Raw genomic sequence first — 16610 nt, forward strand, 5'->3', positions numbered from 1 at the left:
CACGACGACGACCCCGTCACGACGACGACCACGGCCCCGCTCACCACACCGAGCGGGGCCGTTCCCATCGGCCACTCGTCACCAAACTCGATGATGCCCATATCCTCATCCACAGCGACGGGCAACAGCGGGCAACGGTCAGGTCTACATCGCCACAGATACCGCCATCTACACCTCCACCGACAACGGCGCGACCGTCAACGTCCTCACCGCTGTCGAATAGACGGCTGGGCCGAAACCCCACGGAATACCGCACCAACGCATCTGAGGAGCCGCAATGCCGGATGACCACCTTCTCATCACCGATGGCGCCACCATCGCCTACCAGCTCAGCGGCCCACCCAACACGGTGCCAGTCGGCTATGGGCACGGCGTGCTCATGAGCCGGCAGATCGTGCGCGGCCTGGGCATCTTCGACATCGACACTATCGCCGAGGGCCGCCGTCTGATCACCTACGACCAACGCGGACACGGCGCATCACGGGGCCGACCAGAACCCGAGGACTATCGCTTCGAGCAGGCAGCCAACGATCTCCTGCGCGTCCTGGACGCGGCCGGCCTCGATGAACCCATCGATTTCGCCGGATCCTCGCTCGGAGCCGCTGCAGCACTGCACGCCGCCCTCAACGCTCCTCGCCGATTCAGGCGGCTGGCACTGGTGATCCCTCCCGTCGCCTGGGAAACAGGGGCCGATCAACTGCGCCAGTGGTACTTCGACACCGCCGACCTCATCGACTCCATTGGAACAACCGCTTGGCGACAACAATGGGCCGAAGCTCCCCCACTGCCGATCTTCGCCAACTACCGGCACGGCAAATTCGAACCCGGCGTCGACGACGATGTGGTCTCCGCCGCGCTGCGCGGAGTCGGCTCCTCCGATCTACCCGACCCCAATCGGCTGACCTCCATTCGCCAGCCCACTTTGGTGCTGGCTTGGGACACCGACCCCTTGCATCCCATCTCCACCGCCGAGCGCCTCGCTGAGCTGATCCCCGACTCGACGCTGCACGTCGCTCACACCATCGACGAGATCCGCAAGTGGACGGAAATCACCAGCCGTTTCTTCAACGATTGACGCAGCGCCGCGGCGGCGGCCTAGTACCGCCGCACGTTGTGAATCGGTGCCGACGAGATCGGCGCCACTTTCACCGGCGTTCCGTACGTCGACGCGTGCACCATCAACCCGTCGCCGATGTAAATCCCCGCGTGAGACACGTCAGCATAGAAGGTCACGATGTCGCCGGGCTGAACGTCTGAAAGCGCCACCGGCTGCCCGCCCTGCGCAAGCGCCTGACTCGACCGAGGCAACGACTTGCCGTTCTGCAGAAACGCCCACTTAATCAGCCCAGAGCAGTCGAACGCATCCGGACCGGTGGCTCCCCACGAATAAGGCGACCCCACCCGTGTCAGCGCCGCCTGGACCACCGCAACACCGTTCCCCAAGGAGGCCCCGCCCGCCGGGCCCGGCATAGCAACGATGCTCGGATCGCTCACCGGCGGAGTCGACGGCAAAGGAGGCGGCGCGGGGCCAGGGTCAGCCAGAATCGCTCGCTGATCAGGCGTCAAAGCGTCGTAGCGGGCCTGCACAGCAGCAGTCTGCTCCGCCATCCGACGCTGTTTGGCCTCCAGGTCGGTCCGCACTGCCGCGGCCTCATCGGCCGCAGTCCGTGCTTGGGCTGCCGACTTCGCAGACCGCTCCGCAGTTGCCGCGGCCCGCGCACTGGCCGACCGGAACGCAGCCATCTGCACAGTCAGCTCCGACGCAACCGTCTTCTGGACTGCCAGCTGATCGATCAAATCCTGAGGAGACGTCGCCGTCAACGCCGCCGCCAAGGTATCCGTGCGCCCCCCCACGTAGGCAGCCGCGGCCAACCTGTCGACAGCAGCCTGATACCTCACCAGATCGGCCGCCGCTGCATCCGCGGCCATGCGATCCGAAACCGCCCCCTTCTCCGCAACCTGCTGCGCTGCGAGCTTCTCGTCAAGGTCGATCTGCGCCGTGTGAATCTGCTCGGTGGTCTGCTCCGCCAGACGCGACAATTCAGTCAGTTCGGCAAGGGCATCAGCCGCCGGATCAGCGCGGACATCGGTTGCCAAAGGCGCTGCAACAACGCCGAAAGCAACCAAGATGCAGACGAGCCGTCTACCCAACGCGCGCGGCAGGACCGCCAGCACAGATGAATTCACAACAGCGAAAACCTTCGGCGAAGTGGGCAAGTACGTATTAGATACGTAGGTCACGGTTAGGTTACGAGGCCAGGCAGCCGCTGTCCAGCCGGGCCTTGCGAAACAACCGGTCCATCCGCTGACGGCCGGAACAGCCCTGAAATCCGGTGTCCCGTGTCCACGCCACTCGAAGCGAACCGCCCCGCGTCCCCGAATAGCACGGCGTGGCACATCCGATACAGGGGCGATGACGAGGACGCGCCCGGCAGGCGCCATCCGCGCCACCCGGCCGACCATGCGACGGTTCTGGCCAACGGCAGGTGCTACCAGCGCGCAGAAGAATGCGATCGCACCCCGACCTCCTCGCCGACACCATGCAGCGCGGCAAGGCAACTCCCGCTTACCTCAGGCTTTCTTGCCCGCCGCGTCGATCAGTCATCTTCGAGCTTGCGCGCTTGAGTGACGCGCCGCGCGTCGATCTCAACGGCCACGGCGAAACGCTCGGGCGGCACCGCATCCGCTGGGCCGCACCGCCGGAATTTCTGCGCCGCCCGTGTGGTTCGACGCCATTTGGCCAGCACTTCTGTCCAGCTACCCAACTTCGGTATAAGGCCGCAATCCGTCACTGTGACGGCGCGCTGCTGTGGGCCGCATTGGCAGCCGCGGCCCAGCAGGATATGGGCGCCCACCGCCGCCGTGTCCGACGCGCACATATATTGCGCGGTGCGCCGGACTGCAACGCGGGTGCGAAGGCTGCCTTAACGCGCCCTTCGGCGATCGTCACTACCGGGATAGTGGCGCTGCCCCTCATACCATCGAAAAGTCCGCCACGGCCGCGCAGTCCAGAACTCCGCCTTTGACACGCCAGCCACCGACGAACGCTGAACTTCACCATTAGACGACCGAAAAGTGATGGTCGCCGTGGACACATGTACCTCCGTCCCACCGGCGCAATTCCACGCCTGTGACAGCGATCCACTCACCCACGGCCGCCCAGCGACCGTAGCTTCGGAGCCTCGATAATCCGGTGCTGACATCTGACAACTCCGCCACAACGGCGTGCAATCAGCTTGCGCGCTCGACTAAGTGAACTGCAAGAGCTGAGCCCTCGAAGCCGCAAAGCAATTCCACCAATAGTCTTACTTATTCTCATCCAGCCGGCGGATCCGCCACAAGCCGCCATCTCACATGAGAATCCGCCACGCAAATGCGAACCTACAAGAACATGTGGGTTGCCAAACTGCGTGACATACGCCGGTCGTGTGACCTGCCGTTACTCTTGCTTTGCCAAAGAGATGGCGGAGGAGTTTTGCCATCCACATGGCGGATCTGGCCACGTCAGCCATACGGCGCGGCTAGGCCGCAGCCTTGGCCTTACTCCTGCTGAGCCTTACGCGCCGCCGCCAGCGATTGCCGCAGGGCTTCAACAAGACGGTCGACGTCGTCGTCTGCAGTCGCCCAGTTGGAGAAGGACACGCGTATCGCCGCTCGACCGTGCCATTCGGTTCCCGCGACCCACGCCTCTCCGCTGCGTCGCACGTGTTCAGCTACATGCCAGGTGCGCTCGTCGCTGTCGTCGGCACGGATCAGGACCTGGTTGAGCACCACGTCGTTGCATACGGAAAAGCCGTCGGAGGCTTGCATCGTCTCGGCCAGGCGGCGGGCATGCTCGCAGCAGCGTTCGATCAGTTGTCGCAACCCCTGCCTGCCTAGCGACGCGAATGCTGCGTAGACGGGTACCGCGCGTGCACGCCGGGACATCTCGGGCACCAGGACGCCGGGTTCGCGCTCGGCACTTGTGGGCAGATAGCTGGTGTTGGCGCCTAGTGCGGAGCGGGCAGCTTGGGGATCGGCGACTATGGCCAGGCCGCAGTCGTAGGGGACGTTGAGCCACTTGTGTGCGTCGGTCGACCAGGAATCGGCCAGCTCGACACCTCGGACGTGTGCCGACAGTCGCGGCGATGCGCTAGCCCATAGTCCGAATGCGCCGTCGACGTGAACCCAGCCGCCGTGCTCGTGGGTCGCCGCGACGATCTCTGACATTGGGTCGCATGCTCCGGAGTTCACGTTGCCGACTTGTGCGCACACGATGGCGGGGCCGGAGTCGGCGGCGAGCGCGTCGGCGAGCGCGTCGGCTCTCATCGCTCCTTGTGCGTCGACTGCTACGCGCTCGACGCGGCGCGATCCAAGACCGATCATCTGCAACGCCTGCAGTACGGAGGGATGGACCTCGTCGCCCACGAGTACGCGAACACGGGGCGCCTGGGCGAGCCCATCGGCCTCGACGTCCCAGCCTTGCCGCGCTAAGAGAACGTGCCGTGCGGAAAGCAACCCGACGACGTTTCCCGCCGTGGCTCCGGTGACGAACCCGACGGCCGCGCGCGGGGGCAGCCCGAGAGCGTCGAGAACCCACTGCTCGGTGACGGCATCGATCGCAGCGCCGGCCGGCGACGACATCCGGCTGTACGCGGTCTGGTCCCAGGTCGAAACCAGCCAGTCGGCAGCCAGCGCCGCGGGTAGCGTTCCTCCGACGACGAGGCCGAAGTAGCGAGGGCCGGCGCACGCAATGGTTGCCGGACCGAGAGTGGCGGCCAACCGCTCGACTACCGCGACCGCATTCGTACCTTGGTCGGGCAGCGGGCCGCTCAGTGCGTCGACGACCTGGTCATAGCTCGTCTTCGCGTCGACCGGCCGGTGTGGCAGACCCTGGAGGTATTCGGTCGCCAGTTCCAACGCCCTTGGCAGAGCCGCGTACACGTCGTCGGTTCCAACCGGGGCAGAATGCTGATCCATTGAAACCATCCTTGTTCTCGAGTTCGTGTCGTGCACAGGGGTGCCGTGATCCACACCCAGGGTGTCGGGCACGACCGCCGGGGTCGCACACCGCTGCCGCGTCAATGGATTTCGTCGACACCTGTAGGTTGCCAAACTCCGTGACATATTCCGACCTTGCGGCCTGCGCCCGTGATGCGCTGCCACCGAGATAGCGGGCACATTTTCGCCATCCAGATAGCGAATCCTAAAACCACACGGTTGTCCAAAAATGTCCGTGGCCATGAAAAAGTACCCACTGGTGGCCAAGTCGAGGTATCCGTTTTTGGCCAAGTAAGAGTATCCACCCCGTGTTCGTCGTGTCGATCAGGAACTGCGGGCCCCGATGGTGACGGTGAAGGCGCCAACCAATCGCCATCACCACCGGGGAGTTCCATTGAAATCTGCGAAGGACCGAATGGACATCATTTCCGCCTACCAACAGCTCGGGTCCTACCGAGCCGCCGCCGCGGAGTGCGGCACCACCCACCGCACCGTGAAGAAGGTCGTGGAGAAGTTTCACGCAGATCAGGCCGGTGTCGCGGCGTCACCGCCGGCCCAACGGGCACACAACTACGATGCGGTGGCCGACCTTGTCGCCGAACGGGTCGAGAAGTCCCACGGTCGCATCTCGGCCAAGCGGGTGTTGCCGAAGGCCCGCGCGGCGGGCTACACGGGTTCGGACCGGAACTTTCGCCGCCTCGTCGCTGAGGCGAAGACGTTGTGGCGCAGTGAGAATCACCGCGGCCGACGCCCGGCGGTATGGGAGCCGGGTGACTATCTGGTCATCGACTGGGCCCAGGCCGCTCCGGGGTTGTTCCTGTTCTGCGCGGTGCTCGCGTTCTCGAGGTGGCGCTTTGTGCGGTTCGCCACCAACGAGCGTGCCTCGACCACGCTCGCATTGATTGCCGAGACGTTCACCGCCGCCGGCGGCGTGCCCGCAAAGGTGCTCGCCGACCGGATGGCCTGCCTCAAAGGCGGCGTGGTCGCCAACGTCGTCGTGCCCACTCCGGACTACGTCCGGCTGGCCGGCCACTACGGCTTCGCCCCCGATTTCTGTCACGCCAGCGACCCACGATCGAAGGGCATCGTGGAGAACCTGTGCGGTTACGCCCAGGACGATCTGGCCGTGCCCCTGTTGACCGAGGCCGCCGTCACCGGCAAGCCCGTCACTCTGCGTGACGCGAACGCCGCCGCCGAAGCGTGGTGCGCCGAAGTGAACGCCGCGACCCATTCGGAGATCTGCGCCATCCCGAACGATCGGCTGATCATCGAACGCGAACTGTTGCAACCACTCCCATCGCTACGCATGCAGATCGGGGTGCCCTCGGTACTGCGCAAGGTCGATCGACTGTCGTGTGTCCGGTACGGGTCGGCCCGCTACTCGGTGCCGATGCGGTTGATCGGATCCACGGTCGCCGTGGTCGTCGACCACGGCGCGATCTGTCTGCTGGAACCCGCCACCGGGGTGATCGTGGCCGAACACGAACTCGTCGCACCCGGCGCCACCTCCATTCTCGACGAGCACTACGACGGACCCCGGCCGGCACCCAGTCGCGGACCCCGCCCGAAGACCACCGTGGAGAAGCAGTTCTGCGACCTCGGTGATGATGCGCAGGCGTTCCTCGTCGGCGCCGCGGCGATCGGCAACACCCGACTGGCCTCCGAGCTCGAAGTCCTGCTGGCTCTGGGCGCGGCCCACGGCACCGACGCCCTGGTCGCCGCACTGCACCGGGCGGTCGCGTTTCGCCGGTTCCGGGCCGCCGACGTGCGCTCGATCCTGGCCGCCGGCACCGGAACACCGCAGCCCCGCCCCGCTGGGGACGCGTTGATCCTGGACCTGCCCGTCGCCCCGACCCGATCCCTGGACGCCTACAAGATCACACCGGCCGCCGCCGACGGCGAGGTGATCCCGTGACCAAACCCCCACCGGTCATCGTCACCGAACCCGTTGCCCCACTATCAGTTCCACCTCTGGCCGCCGATCTCGATGCCGGGTTGCGGCGGTTGAAACTGGCCGCCGTGCGGCGCACCGCACCAGAGGTCCTGATCACCGCCAAGACCCAACGCTGGACGCCCGAGGAAGTCCTGCGCACACTCATCGAGACCGAACTAGCCTTAGTTGATCCAGCGGCCCGCGTGTGCCCTTGATATACCCGCCCGGGTATCGAAGACTGCGGGATCAAGCCAGGAAGTGGTAGGGAAATGATCTCCGGGCCATACCGTTTTACGGAGACAGGCACTTCACTGGTTCGGTACAGCTTGCGGGCACGTTGAGGCACTTCGGCCCTACCGTCGGGACATCCCCTCGCTACATCGTGGTGTCAGGTGAGACATTTCCGGCCAACCAGATGAAAGAGGTTCAAAACCATGATGTATGGCACAGACGGCTACATGTGGGGCGGTTGGATCCTGATGGGCGCGGTGATGGTGATGTTGTCGGCCGTGCTGATCACCGCGGTCGTGCTGGCCGTCCGGTATCTCGCCGGTAGCGATGCACAGCGCAGCCGCGTAAATTCAGCAGCCTCGTCGCGGCCCGAAGATGCTCTGGCACAACGGTTTGCGCGCGGCGATATCGACGAGGACGAGTTTCGGCGGCGAATGACGCTGCTGCGCGAACACCAGGAATCACGATGACTCAAAGTTCCTAGTTCACGGTCGGCCGATAGCGCGGTCGCGGTCGACCGAGGACCTCAGGAATTGGATGCAGCGAAGGAGATTGGGAGCATGACCGATACACCAGAATCAAGGAACGAACGAATCGCCGTGGCCGGACAGCGCAGAGGGGTGAACCACGCCTTGGCGTGGAGTGGCATTGTCGCCGCTGCCGTGTTCACCGTTGCGGTGGTGTTCTTTTCCGGGTTCTTCATCGGCAGGGCCACCGAAGGTTTCGGCGGTAATTGGGGGCATTGTCAAGGAACGCCCGGCATGATGGGGCCCGGCATGATGGGGCCGCAGGGCTCGTGGCCACCGGGAAGCATGGGGCCTTCCGGCCCCTGGGGTCCCGGCCAGTGGCAGCCGCCGACAACCACACCGACCACACCTCGGCCGTAGCGCACAAGAACCGATTCACGCTGCGGCAGGCGCAATCCAAAGTGTCCCGTCGAACCGGCCATCGTCGGGCACGAACCGGCGAAAGCCCACGACGGAAGGCTTGCACACGCGTTCGCCGACAACGCGATGCCCACGGCACATGTCGAGCACGAGCAGGATCATCGGAAATGAACGGAATGAGCAGACGAGCGGCGCTGAGAATGCTCGCCACCGGTGGGGTCATCTTCGGCTTGGGGTATGTCTTGCGCAACATAATCGACATACCGGTCAGCCGTGCTCAACCCGGGATGGGTGGCGCGACGGGTATGGACATGCGCGCCTACATGAACATGTTCATGCGGCATACGGAACTTCGACGCAGCGTCGAAGAGATTCCCGGCGGAGTGCGCACCACCACCGAATCTGACTCCGCCGACCTCGTCGCCGAACTGCAGGCGCACGTCTCATCGATGTACACCCACCTCGATCAAGGCAGTGAAGTCACCTGCATGAGCTCAAGCCTGCCCACCCTGTTCCGCCGCGCTGCCGATTATCAACGTCAGATCACGCTCACACCCAGCGGCGTGGTCGTCGTCGAAACCTCCAGCGACCCAGAACTGACCAACGCCATTCGCGAACACGCCCGCGAAGTCACCGGATTCGTCGTCGAAGGAATGCCGGCGATGATGAGCGGAATGATGGACGGCGGGATGATGGGACCCGGCATGGGTCACGGAATGATGGGTCCCGGCATGATGGGACCAACCAACTGAACCAAAGCAAGCCCACCAGATCAAAACGCAGACGGACCACTAGAGACGAGACGAACCGCTCTCGGTATGCCAAACCCCCCGCACGCTGGCTAGTCACGTCGCTGCACGCTGCACGCTTCAGCAGCGAGGTCACACTTCGAGTCGTCTTGAGCGAGGTGTTAGCTTAGCGCTCGGTGGTCAGCCGATCTAAGTAGTGGCCGCAGGTCCTCGGCCAGTAGTGCCATGAGGTACACCGCGGCGACCCGGTGTTGGCGGTCGAGGACCATCGTGGTGGGCACCACGCTGGTCGGGTAGGTGCGTCCCAGGGTGATGAGGCTGCGCATCGCTGGGTCGAAGATCGAGGGATACTCGACGTTTCGGTCGGTGACGAAATCGCGTGCAGTGTCTCTGTTGTCGCGGACGTCGATACCGAGGAACTGCACACCGCGGTCGCGGTATTCGGCGTAGACCGTCTCCAGTTCCGGAGTTTCGGTGCGGCATGGCGCACACCAGGAGCCCCACACGTTGATCAGGACCACCTTCCCGGTGTAATCCGAGAGCCGGATCGGGTCGTCGGTGAACAAGTCGGGGCCGCTGAGATCACCGATCGTGCCCCGACTCGAAGGAGGGTCGTAGAAGATCGCGGTCTTGCCCCCGGGCGAAACGAAGTCGAAGGTACCGCCTTGGGAGACGGCATCGTCGCCGGTGGTGCAGCCGGTGACTTGGGCTGCCGCGATGACAAGGGCTGCCGCGACGGCCACTATTTGCCTGACGCTACGCATGAAACCTCCTTCACAACAAGCGTTCTGGCGTTGATGTGGTGCGCGGGCGGGGCCTGCCTCACTCTGAGAAGGCCAGGCCGCTGACCAGGATGAAGATGCCGAGGGCGATCAATACAATCGGGAACAGTACGTGTTCCCAGCGTTCGAGGACTTCGGCGATCGGCCGGCGGGTGGCGACGAATTTGGCGATAATGACGAGGACCGCGACGAGCACGAGGAAGACGACGCAGTAGGCCACCACGGCCGCGGGTCCCACGCTGAGGAAGACGGGGACGTAGACGCCGATGTTGTCCCCGCCGTTGGCGAAGGTGACTGCCGCGACGGTCCAGACGCCGACGTTCTTGCCCGCGACCCTTCCATCGTCGTCGTCATCGTCATCGTCGTTTCCACGCCAGGCCTTCCATGCCGCCCACAGTCCCAGGGCCAGGGGTATGAGTCCGAAGTACGGAATGATCTGCGGGGGAAGAAATGCTCCCGCACCCAGCGTTACGAGCACGGCCGCGCCCAGGATCCCCGCAAATCCCAGGTACTGGCCTGCGGTGATCCGGGCCGTTGTCCCGCGTTGCCCTGCGCCGCGGGCGAAGAACAGCGAGAGCACGATGATGTCGTCGATGTTGGTGACGATGAACAGGCCGATCGCGGGCAGAATCGACGTAAGGATCATGTGGCTGCCCCCGTGTCTGCGGTGTGGCTGGCGCGCCAACTAGCCAGAGCGAGTGCGGCGGCGCCTGTGACGACGAAGACGTCGGCGAGGTTGAAGGTGGGGAACCAGCCCGTGTGCAGGTAGTCGGTGACCAGCCCGTCGGCGGCGCGGTCTATCAGGTTGGCCAGCGCGCCACCCAGCAGGGCGGCTAGTGCTAGCACGACGGGCAGCGCGGCGGTGCGCGTGAAGCGGTAGGCGAACACCGCGAGTGCGACCACGATCACGCCGGTGACGGCGAGCAGGACCGCTGGGGGCAGGGTGTCGCCGAGGCTGAATGCCACCCCGGGGTTGAAGGCCAGCCGCAGGTGTAGCAGCCCCAGATCTGTTGAGCTGCCGTCGTTCAGCGCGCGGCCGGCCCACGCCTTCAAGCCCAGGTCCAGTCCCGCGATGATGACCGCCGTGGCGGCCAGGGTGATCCGCGCCCGAGTCACCCTGGCCTCCGAGCTGGGGTTACCGGCGGTCACGACGGTGCGCCGACCGCCGCCGCGCGGTTGTGGCTGGCTGGCCGTTCTATCGGCGTGATGGCCAGAGGTTTGGTGCGCCCGGCGCGCACACCGTTGGCGATAACGACGATTTCGGCGAGTTCGTGGACCAGCACGACGGCGGCCAGTCCGAGGATGCCGAACAGTGCCAGCGGCACCAACGCGAGGATTAGGCCCAGGGACAGGCCGACGTTTTGCAGCATGATCCGCCGCGCCCGCCGCGCGTGGGTGAACGTCTGAGGCAGGTGGCGCAGGTCTTCGCCCATCAACGCCACGTCGGCGGTTTCGATGGCCACGTCGGTGCCCATCGCGCCCATTGCGATACCCAGGTCGGCGGTGGCCAGCGCTGGAGCGTCGTTGACGCCGTCGCCGACCATCGCCGTGGGGCGCTGGGCACGTAGCTGTTCGATCAGTCGCGCTTTGTCCTCGGGGCGCAGCTCGGCGTGCACGGCCTCGATCCCGACGTCGCGGGCCAATGCGGCTGCGGTGGCCTGGTTGTCGCCGGTGAGCATTGCCACGTGATAGCCCGTCGCGGCGCAGTTGGGCGACCACCTCGGCGGCCTCGGGTCGCAGCTCGTCGCGCACGGCGATGGCGCCGATTACCTGGCCGTTGTCTTCGACGAGGACGGCGGTGGCCCCGGCGTGCTGCATGCGCGCCACCCCATCGGCGAGCGGGCCCGGGTCGAGCCAGCCGGGCCGGCCGAGGCGGATGGTGCGCCCGTCGCGACGTCCGTTGAGCCCGGCACCGGTGACGGCCTCCACGTCGGTGGCTGGGGTGACGTCGTCGACGGCGGCGAGGATCGCCGCGGCCAGCGGGTGCTCGCTGCGCGCTTCCAGGGACGCAGCTAGATCCAGCACCTCTTCGCGGGTGGCGCCGTTGGTGGTGGCCACGTCGATGACTGCGGGCCGGTTCGCGGTGAGTGTGCCGGTTTTGTCCAGGGCAACGCCGCGTATCTTGCCCAGCCCTTCGAGTGCGGCGCCGCCCTTGACCAGCGCTCCGAGCTTGCTGGCGGCGCCGATGGCGGCCACCACGGTGACGGGCACTGAGATCGCCAGCGCGCATGGTGACGCGGCGACCAGCACCACCAGTGCACGTTCGATCCAGGTGGCCGGGTCACCGAGCAGGCTGCCGATCACCGCGATCAGTGCCGCGACGATCATGACCCCGGGAACGAGGGGTTTGGCGATGCGGTCAGCGAGGCGTTGGGAGGCGCCCTTGCGGGACTGTTCGGCCTCCACGATGCGCACGATGCGGGCCAGCGAGTTGTCGGCGGCGGTGGTGGTGACCTCCACCTCGAGTACCCCGGTGCCGTTGATCGACCCGGCGAACACCTCATCACCGGGCCCGGCCTCCACGGGAACCGACTCACCGGTGATGGCTGAGACATCAAGGGCGGTGCGGCCTTGGCCGATGATGCCGTCGGTTGCGACGCGCTCACCGGGCTTGACGAGCATCCGGTCGCCGATCCGCAATACCGCTGGCGCGACGGTCTTTTCGCCGCCGTCACGCAGCACGGTCGCTTCGTCGGGCACCAGCGACAACAGCGCGCGCAGTCCGCGTCGAGTGCGCGCCAGCGAGTACTCCTCTAGGCCCTCGCTGATGGAGAACAGGAAGGCCAGCATGGCGGCCTCACCCACCTCGCCGAGGATCACCGCGCCCACGGCGGCGATGGTCATCAGCGTGCCAACGCCGATTTTGCCCTTGGCCAGCCGTTTGAGGGTGGACGGAACGAAGGTATAGGCGCCGGCCAGCAGCGCCACCGCCTCCAGCGTGAGGACGACCGGCCCCGCGGCGTCGAGGAACCCGGCGATCACCGCTGCCAGCAGGAACACCCCTGAAATGGCGGCGAACTGCAGTTCCTTGATCTGCCAGAGCCGCTCGGGCTCACGCTCCTCCTCGTCGGCGCCGCGGGGTTCGTCATTGCCGCAGCCGCAGGCGTCGCTCATCGGCCGATCTCCTCCGCATCGATCGTTGCGCCTGTGCGGGAGCGGGTGCCGTAGTTGGGGCACAGCGCGACGGCGTTGCCGGTGGCGGCCAGAAGTGTCTCGGCTGAGGCCAACAAATCGAGCAGTTCGGGGCGGGTCAGGGAGTAGAACATCTGCCGGCCCTCGGGCCGCCCGACTACGAGCCCGCAATCACGAAGGCACGCCAGATGCGCCGACACTGTGGACTGCGCCATAGAGAGCAGTCCCGTCAGATCCACCACCCGGGCTTCACCGTCAGCCAACCGCTGCAGGATCGCCAGTCGAGTCGGATCCGCCAAACCGTGAAACAGCGCCGCCGCTGGAGACAGATTGGGGGACGGCCGTGCCGAGCCGCAATCGTCGGTTGTCATCGCCATAAGACGATGATAGCGCAATCTTCGCACTCATCGCCAAACGACGGTGAAAGCAAAAAAGTTCGTTGATTGGTGCGGGTCGGCGCAACCTCCAACGCATCCGAAGACGGCGACCGGCAGGTGCTGCGGCCGGCGCCTCCTGGGATGGGCATGGGAGAGAATGCCTGACCTGCTGCGTGCCCCTGAGGCCACGCGATCCTCTTGAGCGGTTCAGTGCCGGATCGATGTAATGCCAGGGTCATCGGCCCCCTCCCGGAACGTTGGCGGCTCATCAACGGTGGCAGGCTCGAACAATCTACTATGGCCCCTAGTAGGAAGGGTGCCGTCGGTAGCGCCCAGGACCCAGCCGGTGTCAACTCGGCAACAGGGGAGGTGCCAAGTGCGGGCTCGGCTGCGGTGGACGGTGTTCGCGCTGGTGGTAATAGCCGCGATGGCGGTGGCGATCTGGCCGCGTACGCCCCAGGTCGACGGTACTAATACCTCCGGCCCCGGGCTTACCCTTCCCGCTGCCGCCGTTGGCGACGCCGATACCGGCGAACTGGCGCGACTCACCGCGCGTGCGGCCTTGGCGCCGTGCCCGACACTACGTGAGGGGGCGCCGCCCAAGGGTGATTTGGCTGGTGCGCTGGCGTCGTGCCTGGGGGCGCGGACCATGTTCGACGTCGGCGCGGCGCTCGCCGGTGAGCAGACCCTGATCAACCTGTGGGCGTCATGGTGCGCCCCGTGTCGGGAAGAGATTCCGGTGCTGGACGCCTACGCCGGGCAGCCGGGCGCGGTGCGGGTGGTCGGGATGAACGTGCAGGACACCGACACCGTGGCGCTGAGCCTTTTGGCTGATCTGGGTGTGCACTACCCGTCCTTCGGCAACGCCGACGCCGTCGGGCAGGTCCTAGGCGCTCCCCCGGTCCTGCCGCTGAGCTACTTCGTTGGCACCGACGGCACCGTCCGCCGGGTCACCACGCCCACGGTGTTCCGTGACGTCGAGCAGGTTCGTGCGGCCGTCGCGGCAATGAACCCGTGACCGGCCCCTTGGCCAGGCTGACCGGGAGGCGCGGGGCGGGGCAACCCGACGAGGACACCGACGCGATGGCGGCGCTCACCGACGGGTCCGCCAATTCCGATGGGGCCCCGCCCCGCCGTTGAGCAGACCTCGGGGTGCAGGTCTAGGTGCTGCGGTGCTGCGCCGACTGCCCCGGATGGCCGGCGCGATCGCTGCGGGCCTGCTGTTGTGCGTCAGCTTTCCGCCGTTCGGGTGGTGGTACACCGCGATCGTCGCGTTCGCACTGCTGGCCTGGGTACTGACCCACGAGTCGACGACGCAGATCGGCGGGCTCGGATATGGACTTCTGTTCGGCCTCGCGTTCTACGTTGCGCTGCTGCCCTGGACGAGCAGCTTCGTCGGCGTCGGCCCATGGCTGGCGCTGGCGGGCATGGAGTCGGTATTTCCCGCGCTGTTCGGCGCGGGGGCAGTGCTGGTGCGCCGACTGCCGGGCTGGCCGATCTGGGTCGCGGCCGTGTGGGCCGTGCAGGAATGGGCCAAATCCAATGTTCCGTTCGGCGGATTCCCTTGGGGCGCAGTAGGGTTTGGCCAGACCGACGGCCCGTTGCTGCCGATCGCCCAAATCGGCGGGGTGCCGCTGGTGTCATTTGCGGTCGTGCTCCTGGGCGTCAGCATGGCCGCCCTGGCGAGCGAGGTCATGCGCCGTGACGCCGTGACGCCGCCGGTGCCGGCCACGCGGGCCCTCCCGCGATGGTGCTGCCCGGTGCGTGCATCGGCGTGGTGCTATTGGCTACCACCGTGGTCTGGCCGCAGGTCCGGCAGCCGTCGACCGATGAGTCCAACGACCCGGTCGTCACCGTGGCCGCGGTGCAGGGCAATGTGCCGCGACTCGGCCTGGACTTCAATGCCCAGCGTCGCGCCGTGTTGGACAACCACGTTCAGGAAACCCTGCGGCTCGCAGACGAGGTGCGCGCCGGGCGTGCTGCGCAACCGCAGATCGTCGTGTGGCCGGAGAACTCTTCAGACGTCGACCCGTTGGCCAATCCCGACGCCGTCGAACGGATCACGATCGCCGCGCGGGAGATCGGGGCGCCGATCCTCGTCGGCGGCGTGCTCGCCGGGCCGGGATACAGCAGCACCAACCCGGTGACCCTCAACTCGGTGATCGTCTGGGATCCGGTCGGCGGCCCCAGTGACCGTCACGACAAGCAGATCGTGCAACCTTTCGGCGAGTACCTGTGCATTTGCCGTTCGAACTATCAAGGTGGAACGGGTGTGAAGTTAGACCGCATTCCAGTCTGGGCTGTCGAACACAAAAGAACTGCAATGTCCGCCCAAGCGCAGCAGTAGCCGCAGGTGCGGATGAGTTACAGCAGGGTTGGCGCGCACGACTGTCAGATCGTAAGTGCCGCTGGTCATTACCGAATGGACGTAGTCAAGAAGCGGATCGGGCACAAACCCCAAGTGCATCCCACGATCAACAACCCGGATCGCCGCTGAGTTAACAGGGTTCTCGGGGTCGCGCTCCAGCCCGAGGCGATGGCCCGCCCGAAGGGCGGTTATTCGGTGGCTGGCCTCTACGCTGCGATGCCTGACGCCGTGGGCAAGGAAGTGCGCCGACGTTTCGCCTGTGGTCCGATCGAATCGGGGTATAGAGACAAGTTCGATCGGGTCGCCTTCGCGATGCCCGCCGGACGCGGTCAGGATCTCCCAGGCATCAGCGTCGGCATCGAGATCCAAAGCTTCAAGGTATTGAGGACGGTCCGGCCGCTTAGCGCTCATCACCCGGTCGGCGAACGATGGAAATAGCCTCTCGGAACGGTAAAGACGGCTGACGTCACGGAACCCAACGACCGGCACGAAAGTAGGATCAGCCGCCACGCGAGCCAAGTACGTGAATTGATACGTCGGGCGCTCGGCCCCTCCGGTCAACCTATCGAGGTAGCCAATCGCCCGATACACCCCATCGTCAGCACCGCGACGCGTGACAATCAACCTCGACCGACGAAGACCTGGGTCTGCATCTGTCGACTCGACTAAGAGATCAACGGAGTGCATCACGGATTCGCTTTCGATTAGTGGCTAGTGCTGTCCTCACGAAACTACGGGTCGGGTCCGACATTGATGATGGAAGAGCGTTGCCGAGGAATTGTCAATACCTGTGGATCGGGGTGTTTCAGGCGACCTCCGTTCCGGTGTGTTGATCGCCGTCTGACGGTGGTGCCGGCGGGGTGATGTCGGTGGGCCGTTCGAGCAGTTTGCCTTTGTGGAAGACCGCTCCCGCGCGTACCAGGGCGACCAGATGCGGGGCGTTGACGGCACGCCAACGGGCTTGGGCTGTGTCGATCAGCTTATAGGCCATCGCCAATCCAGCGGCCCGTGATCCCGGCCCCTTGGTGACCTTCGTCCTCAAACGCACTGTGGCGAAGGTGGATTCGATCGGATTCGTGGTACGCAGGTGAATCCAGTGCTCGGCCGGGTACTTGTAGAACTCCAGCAGCACATCGAGGTCGTCGACGATCTTGGCAACCACTTTCGGGTA

16 protein-coding genes and 3 pseudogenes are annotated in these 16610 nt (G+C 65.7%); 9 read left to right on the forward strand and 10 right to left on the reverse strand.

Translation table 11 applies throughout. The features are described 5' to 3' along the window. The first annotated feature begins 277 nt into the window (after positions 1 to 277). A complete protein-coding gene (locus ACXMYJ_RS26835; RefSeq protein ID WP_460359317.1) occupies positions 278 to 1075 on the forward strand; it encodes an alpha/beta fold hydrolase in 798 nt (265 codons plus the stop codon). Between the two features lie 20 nt (positions 1076 to 1095). On the opposite strand, the gene ripC is transcribed toward ACXMYJ_RS26835, so the two are convergent. The 3 genes from ripC to ACXMYJ_RS26850 all read right to left on the reverse strand — a co-directional run bounded on the left by ripC (position 1096) and on the right by ACXMYJ_RS26850 (position 4959). Continuing rightward, on the reverse strand, positions 1096 to 2187 hold the full coding sequence (gene ripC / locus ACXMYJ_RS26840; RefSeq protein WP_460359318.1) for a peptidoglycan hydrolase RipC: 1092 nt from the start codon (positions 2185 to 2187) through the stop codon (positions 1096 to 1098). Positions 2188 to 2597: 410 nt separating this feature from the next. After that, on the reverse strand, positions 2598 to 2855 hold the full coding sequence (locus ACXMYJ_RS26845; protein WP_460359319.1) for a hypothetical protein: 258 nt from the start codon (positions 2853 to 2855) through the stop codon (positions 2598 to 2600). Between the two features lie 685 nt (positions 2856 to 3540). Further along, positions 3541 to 4959: a pyridoxal phosphate-dependent decarboxylase family protein gene (locus ACXMYJ_RS26850; protein ID WP_460359320.1), complete on the reverse strand. Its 1419-nt coding sequence runs from the start codon at positions 4957 to 4959 to the stop codon at positions 3541 to 3543. Positions 4960 to 5374: 415 nt separating this feature from the next. On the opposite strand from ACXMYJ_RS26850, the gene istA reads away from it, so the two are divergent. From istA to ACXMYJ_RS26875, 5 genes and pseudogenes are all read left to right on the forward strand, one after another. Further along, positions 5375 to 6895, forward strand: a complete 1521-nt coding sequence (gene istA, locus ACXMYJ_RS26855; protein ID WP_099962972.1) for an IS21 family transposase — start codon at positions 5375 to 5377, stop codon at positions 6893 to 6895. After that, a pseudogene (locus ACXMYJ_RS26860) lies at positions 6892 to 7104 on the forward strand (ATP-binding protein); the annotation flags it as partial. The gene istA and the pseudogene ACXMYJ_RS26860, both read left to right, overlap by 4 nt. Positions 7105 to 7347: 243 nt before the next feature. Further along, on the forward strand, positions 7348 to 7614 hold the full coding sequence (locus ACXMYJ_RS26865) for an SHOCT domain-containing protein (protein WP_011893751.1): 267 nt from the start codon (positions 7348 to 7350) through the stop codon (positions 7612 to 7614). A gap of 63 nt (positions 7615 to 7677) precedes the next feature. Next, complete coding sequence (locus ACXMYJ_RS26870; RefSeq protein WP_081437659.1) at positions 7678 to 8031, forward strand: hypothetical protein; 354 nt, start codon at positions 7678 to 7680, stop codon at positions 8029 to 8031. A 167-nt stretch (positions 8032 to 8198) separates the two neighbouring features. Next, positions 8199 to 8783 (forward strand): hypothetical protein, encoded by a 585-nt coding sequence (locus ACXMYJ_RS26875; RefSeq protein ID WP_011893750.1) that lies wholly within the window; start codon positions 8199 to 8201, stop codon positions 8781 to 8783. Positions 8784 to 8941: 158 nt separating this feature from the next. Here ACXMYJ_RS26875 and ACXMYJ_RS26880 read toward each other — a convergent pair whose 3' ends face one another. The 5 genes and pseudogenes from ACXMYJ_RS26880 to ACXMYJ_RS26900 form a co-directional block, all read right to left on the reverse strand. Further along, positions 8942 to 9544 carry a TlpA disulfide reductase family protein gene (locus ACXMYJ_RS26880; RefSeq protein ID WP_099962926.1) on the reverse strand — a complete coding sequence of 201 codons (603 nt, stop codon included), beginning with the start codon at positions 9542 to 9544 and terminating at the stop codon, positions 8942 to 8944. Positions 9545 to 9602: 58 nt separating this feature from the next. Next, positions 9603 to 10208 carry a cadmium resistance transporter gene (locus ACXMYJ_RS26885; RefSeq protein WP_011893748.1) on the reverse strand — a complete coding sequence of 202 codons (606 nt, stop codon included), beginning with the start codon at positions 10206 to 10208 and terminating at the stop codon, positions 9603 to 9605. After that, the gene (lspA, locus tag ACXMYJ_RS26890; protein ID WP_099962925.1) at positions 10205 to 10711 is read right to left on the reverse strand and encodes a signal peptidase II; all 507 of its coding nucleotides are present in this window, start codon (positions 10709 to 10711) and stop codon (positions 10205 to 10207) included. Before lspA ends, ACXMYJ_RS26885 begins: the two co-directional genes overlap by 4 nt. Then, positions 10708 to 12676, reverse strand: a pseudogene (locus tag ACXMYJ_RS26895) (heavy metal translocating P-type ATPase). Before ACXMYJ_RS26895 ends, lspA begins: the two are co-directional and overlap by 4 nt. Continuing rightward, the gene (locus ACXMYJ_RS26900; protein ID WP_222878218.1) at positions 12673 to 13071 is read right to left on the reverse strand and encodes an ArsR/SmtB family transcription factor; all 399 of its coding nucleotides are present in this window, start codon (positions 13069 to 13071) and stop codon (positions 12673 to 12675) included. Before ACXMYJ_RS26900 ends, ACXMYJ_RS26895 begins: the two are co-directional and overlap by 4 nt. A gap of 376 nt (positions 13072 to 13447) precedes the next feature. On the opposite strand from ACXMYJ_RS26900, the gene ACXMYJ_RS26905 reads away from it, so the two are divergent. From ACXMYJ_RS26905 to lnt, 3 genes and pseudogenes are all read left to right on the forward strand, one after another. After that, positions 13448 to 14089: a TlpA family protein disulfide reductase gene (locus tag ACXMYJ_RS26905; protein WP_099962924.1), complete on the forward strand. Its 642-nt coding sequence runs from the start codon at positions 13448 to 13450 to the stop codon at positions 14087 to 14089. After that, complete coding sequence (locus tag ACXMYJ_RS26910; protein ID WP_268968745.1) at positions 14086 to 14211, forward strand: hypothetical protein; 126 nt, start codon at positions 14086 to 14088, stop codon at positions 14209 to 14211. The genes ACXMYJ_RS26905 and ACXMYJ_RS26910 overlap by 4 nt, the downstream gene beginning before the upstream one ends. A 53-nt stretch (positions 14212 to 14264) precedes the next feature. Continuing rightward, a pseudogene (lnt, locus tag ACXMYJ_RS26915) lies at positions 14265 to 15307 on the forward strand (apolipoprotein N-acyltransferase); the annotation flags it as partial. Between the two features lie 42 nt (positions 15308 to 15349). Here lnt and ACXMYJ_RS26920 read toward each other — a convergent pair. Both ACXMYJ_RS26920 and ACXMYJ_RS26925 read right to left on the reverse strand, forming a co-directional pair. Continuing rightward, on the reverse strand, positions 15350 to 15949 hold the full coding sequence (locus tag ACXMYJ_RS26920; protein WP_235733795.1) for an HIRAN domain-containing protein: 600 nt from the start codon (positions 15947 to 15949) through the stop codon (positions 15350 to 15352). A 295-nt stretch (positions 15950 to 16244) separates the two neighbouring features. Then, positions 16245 to 16610, reverse strand: a 366-nt coding sequence (locus ACXMYJ_RS26925; RefSeq protein ID WP_460359321.1) for a transposase, incomplete at its 5' end; no start/stop codon positions are given.

The organism is Mycobacterium sp. ZZG (assembly GCF_054786995.1).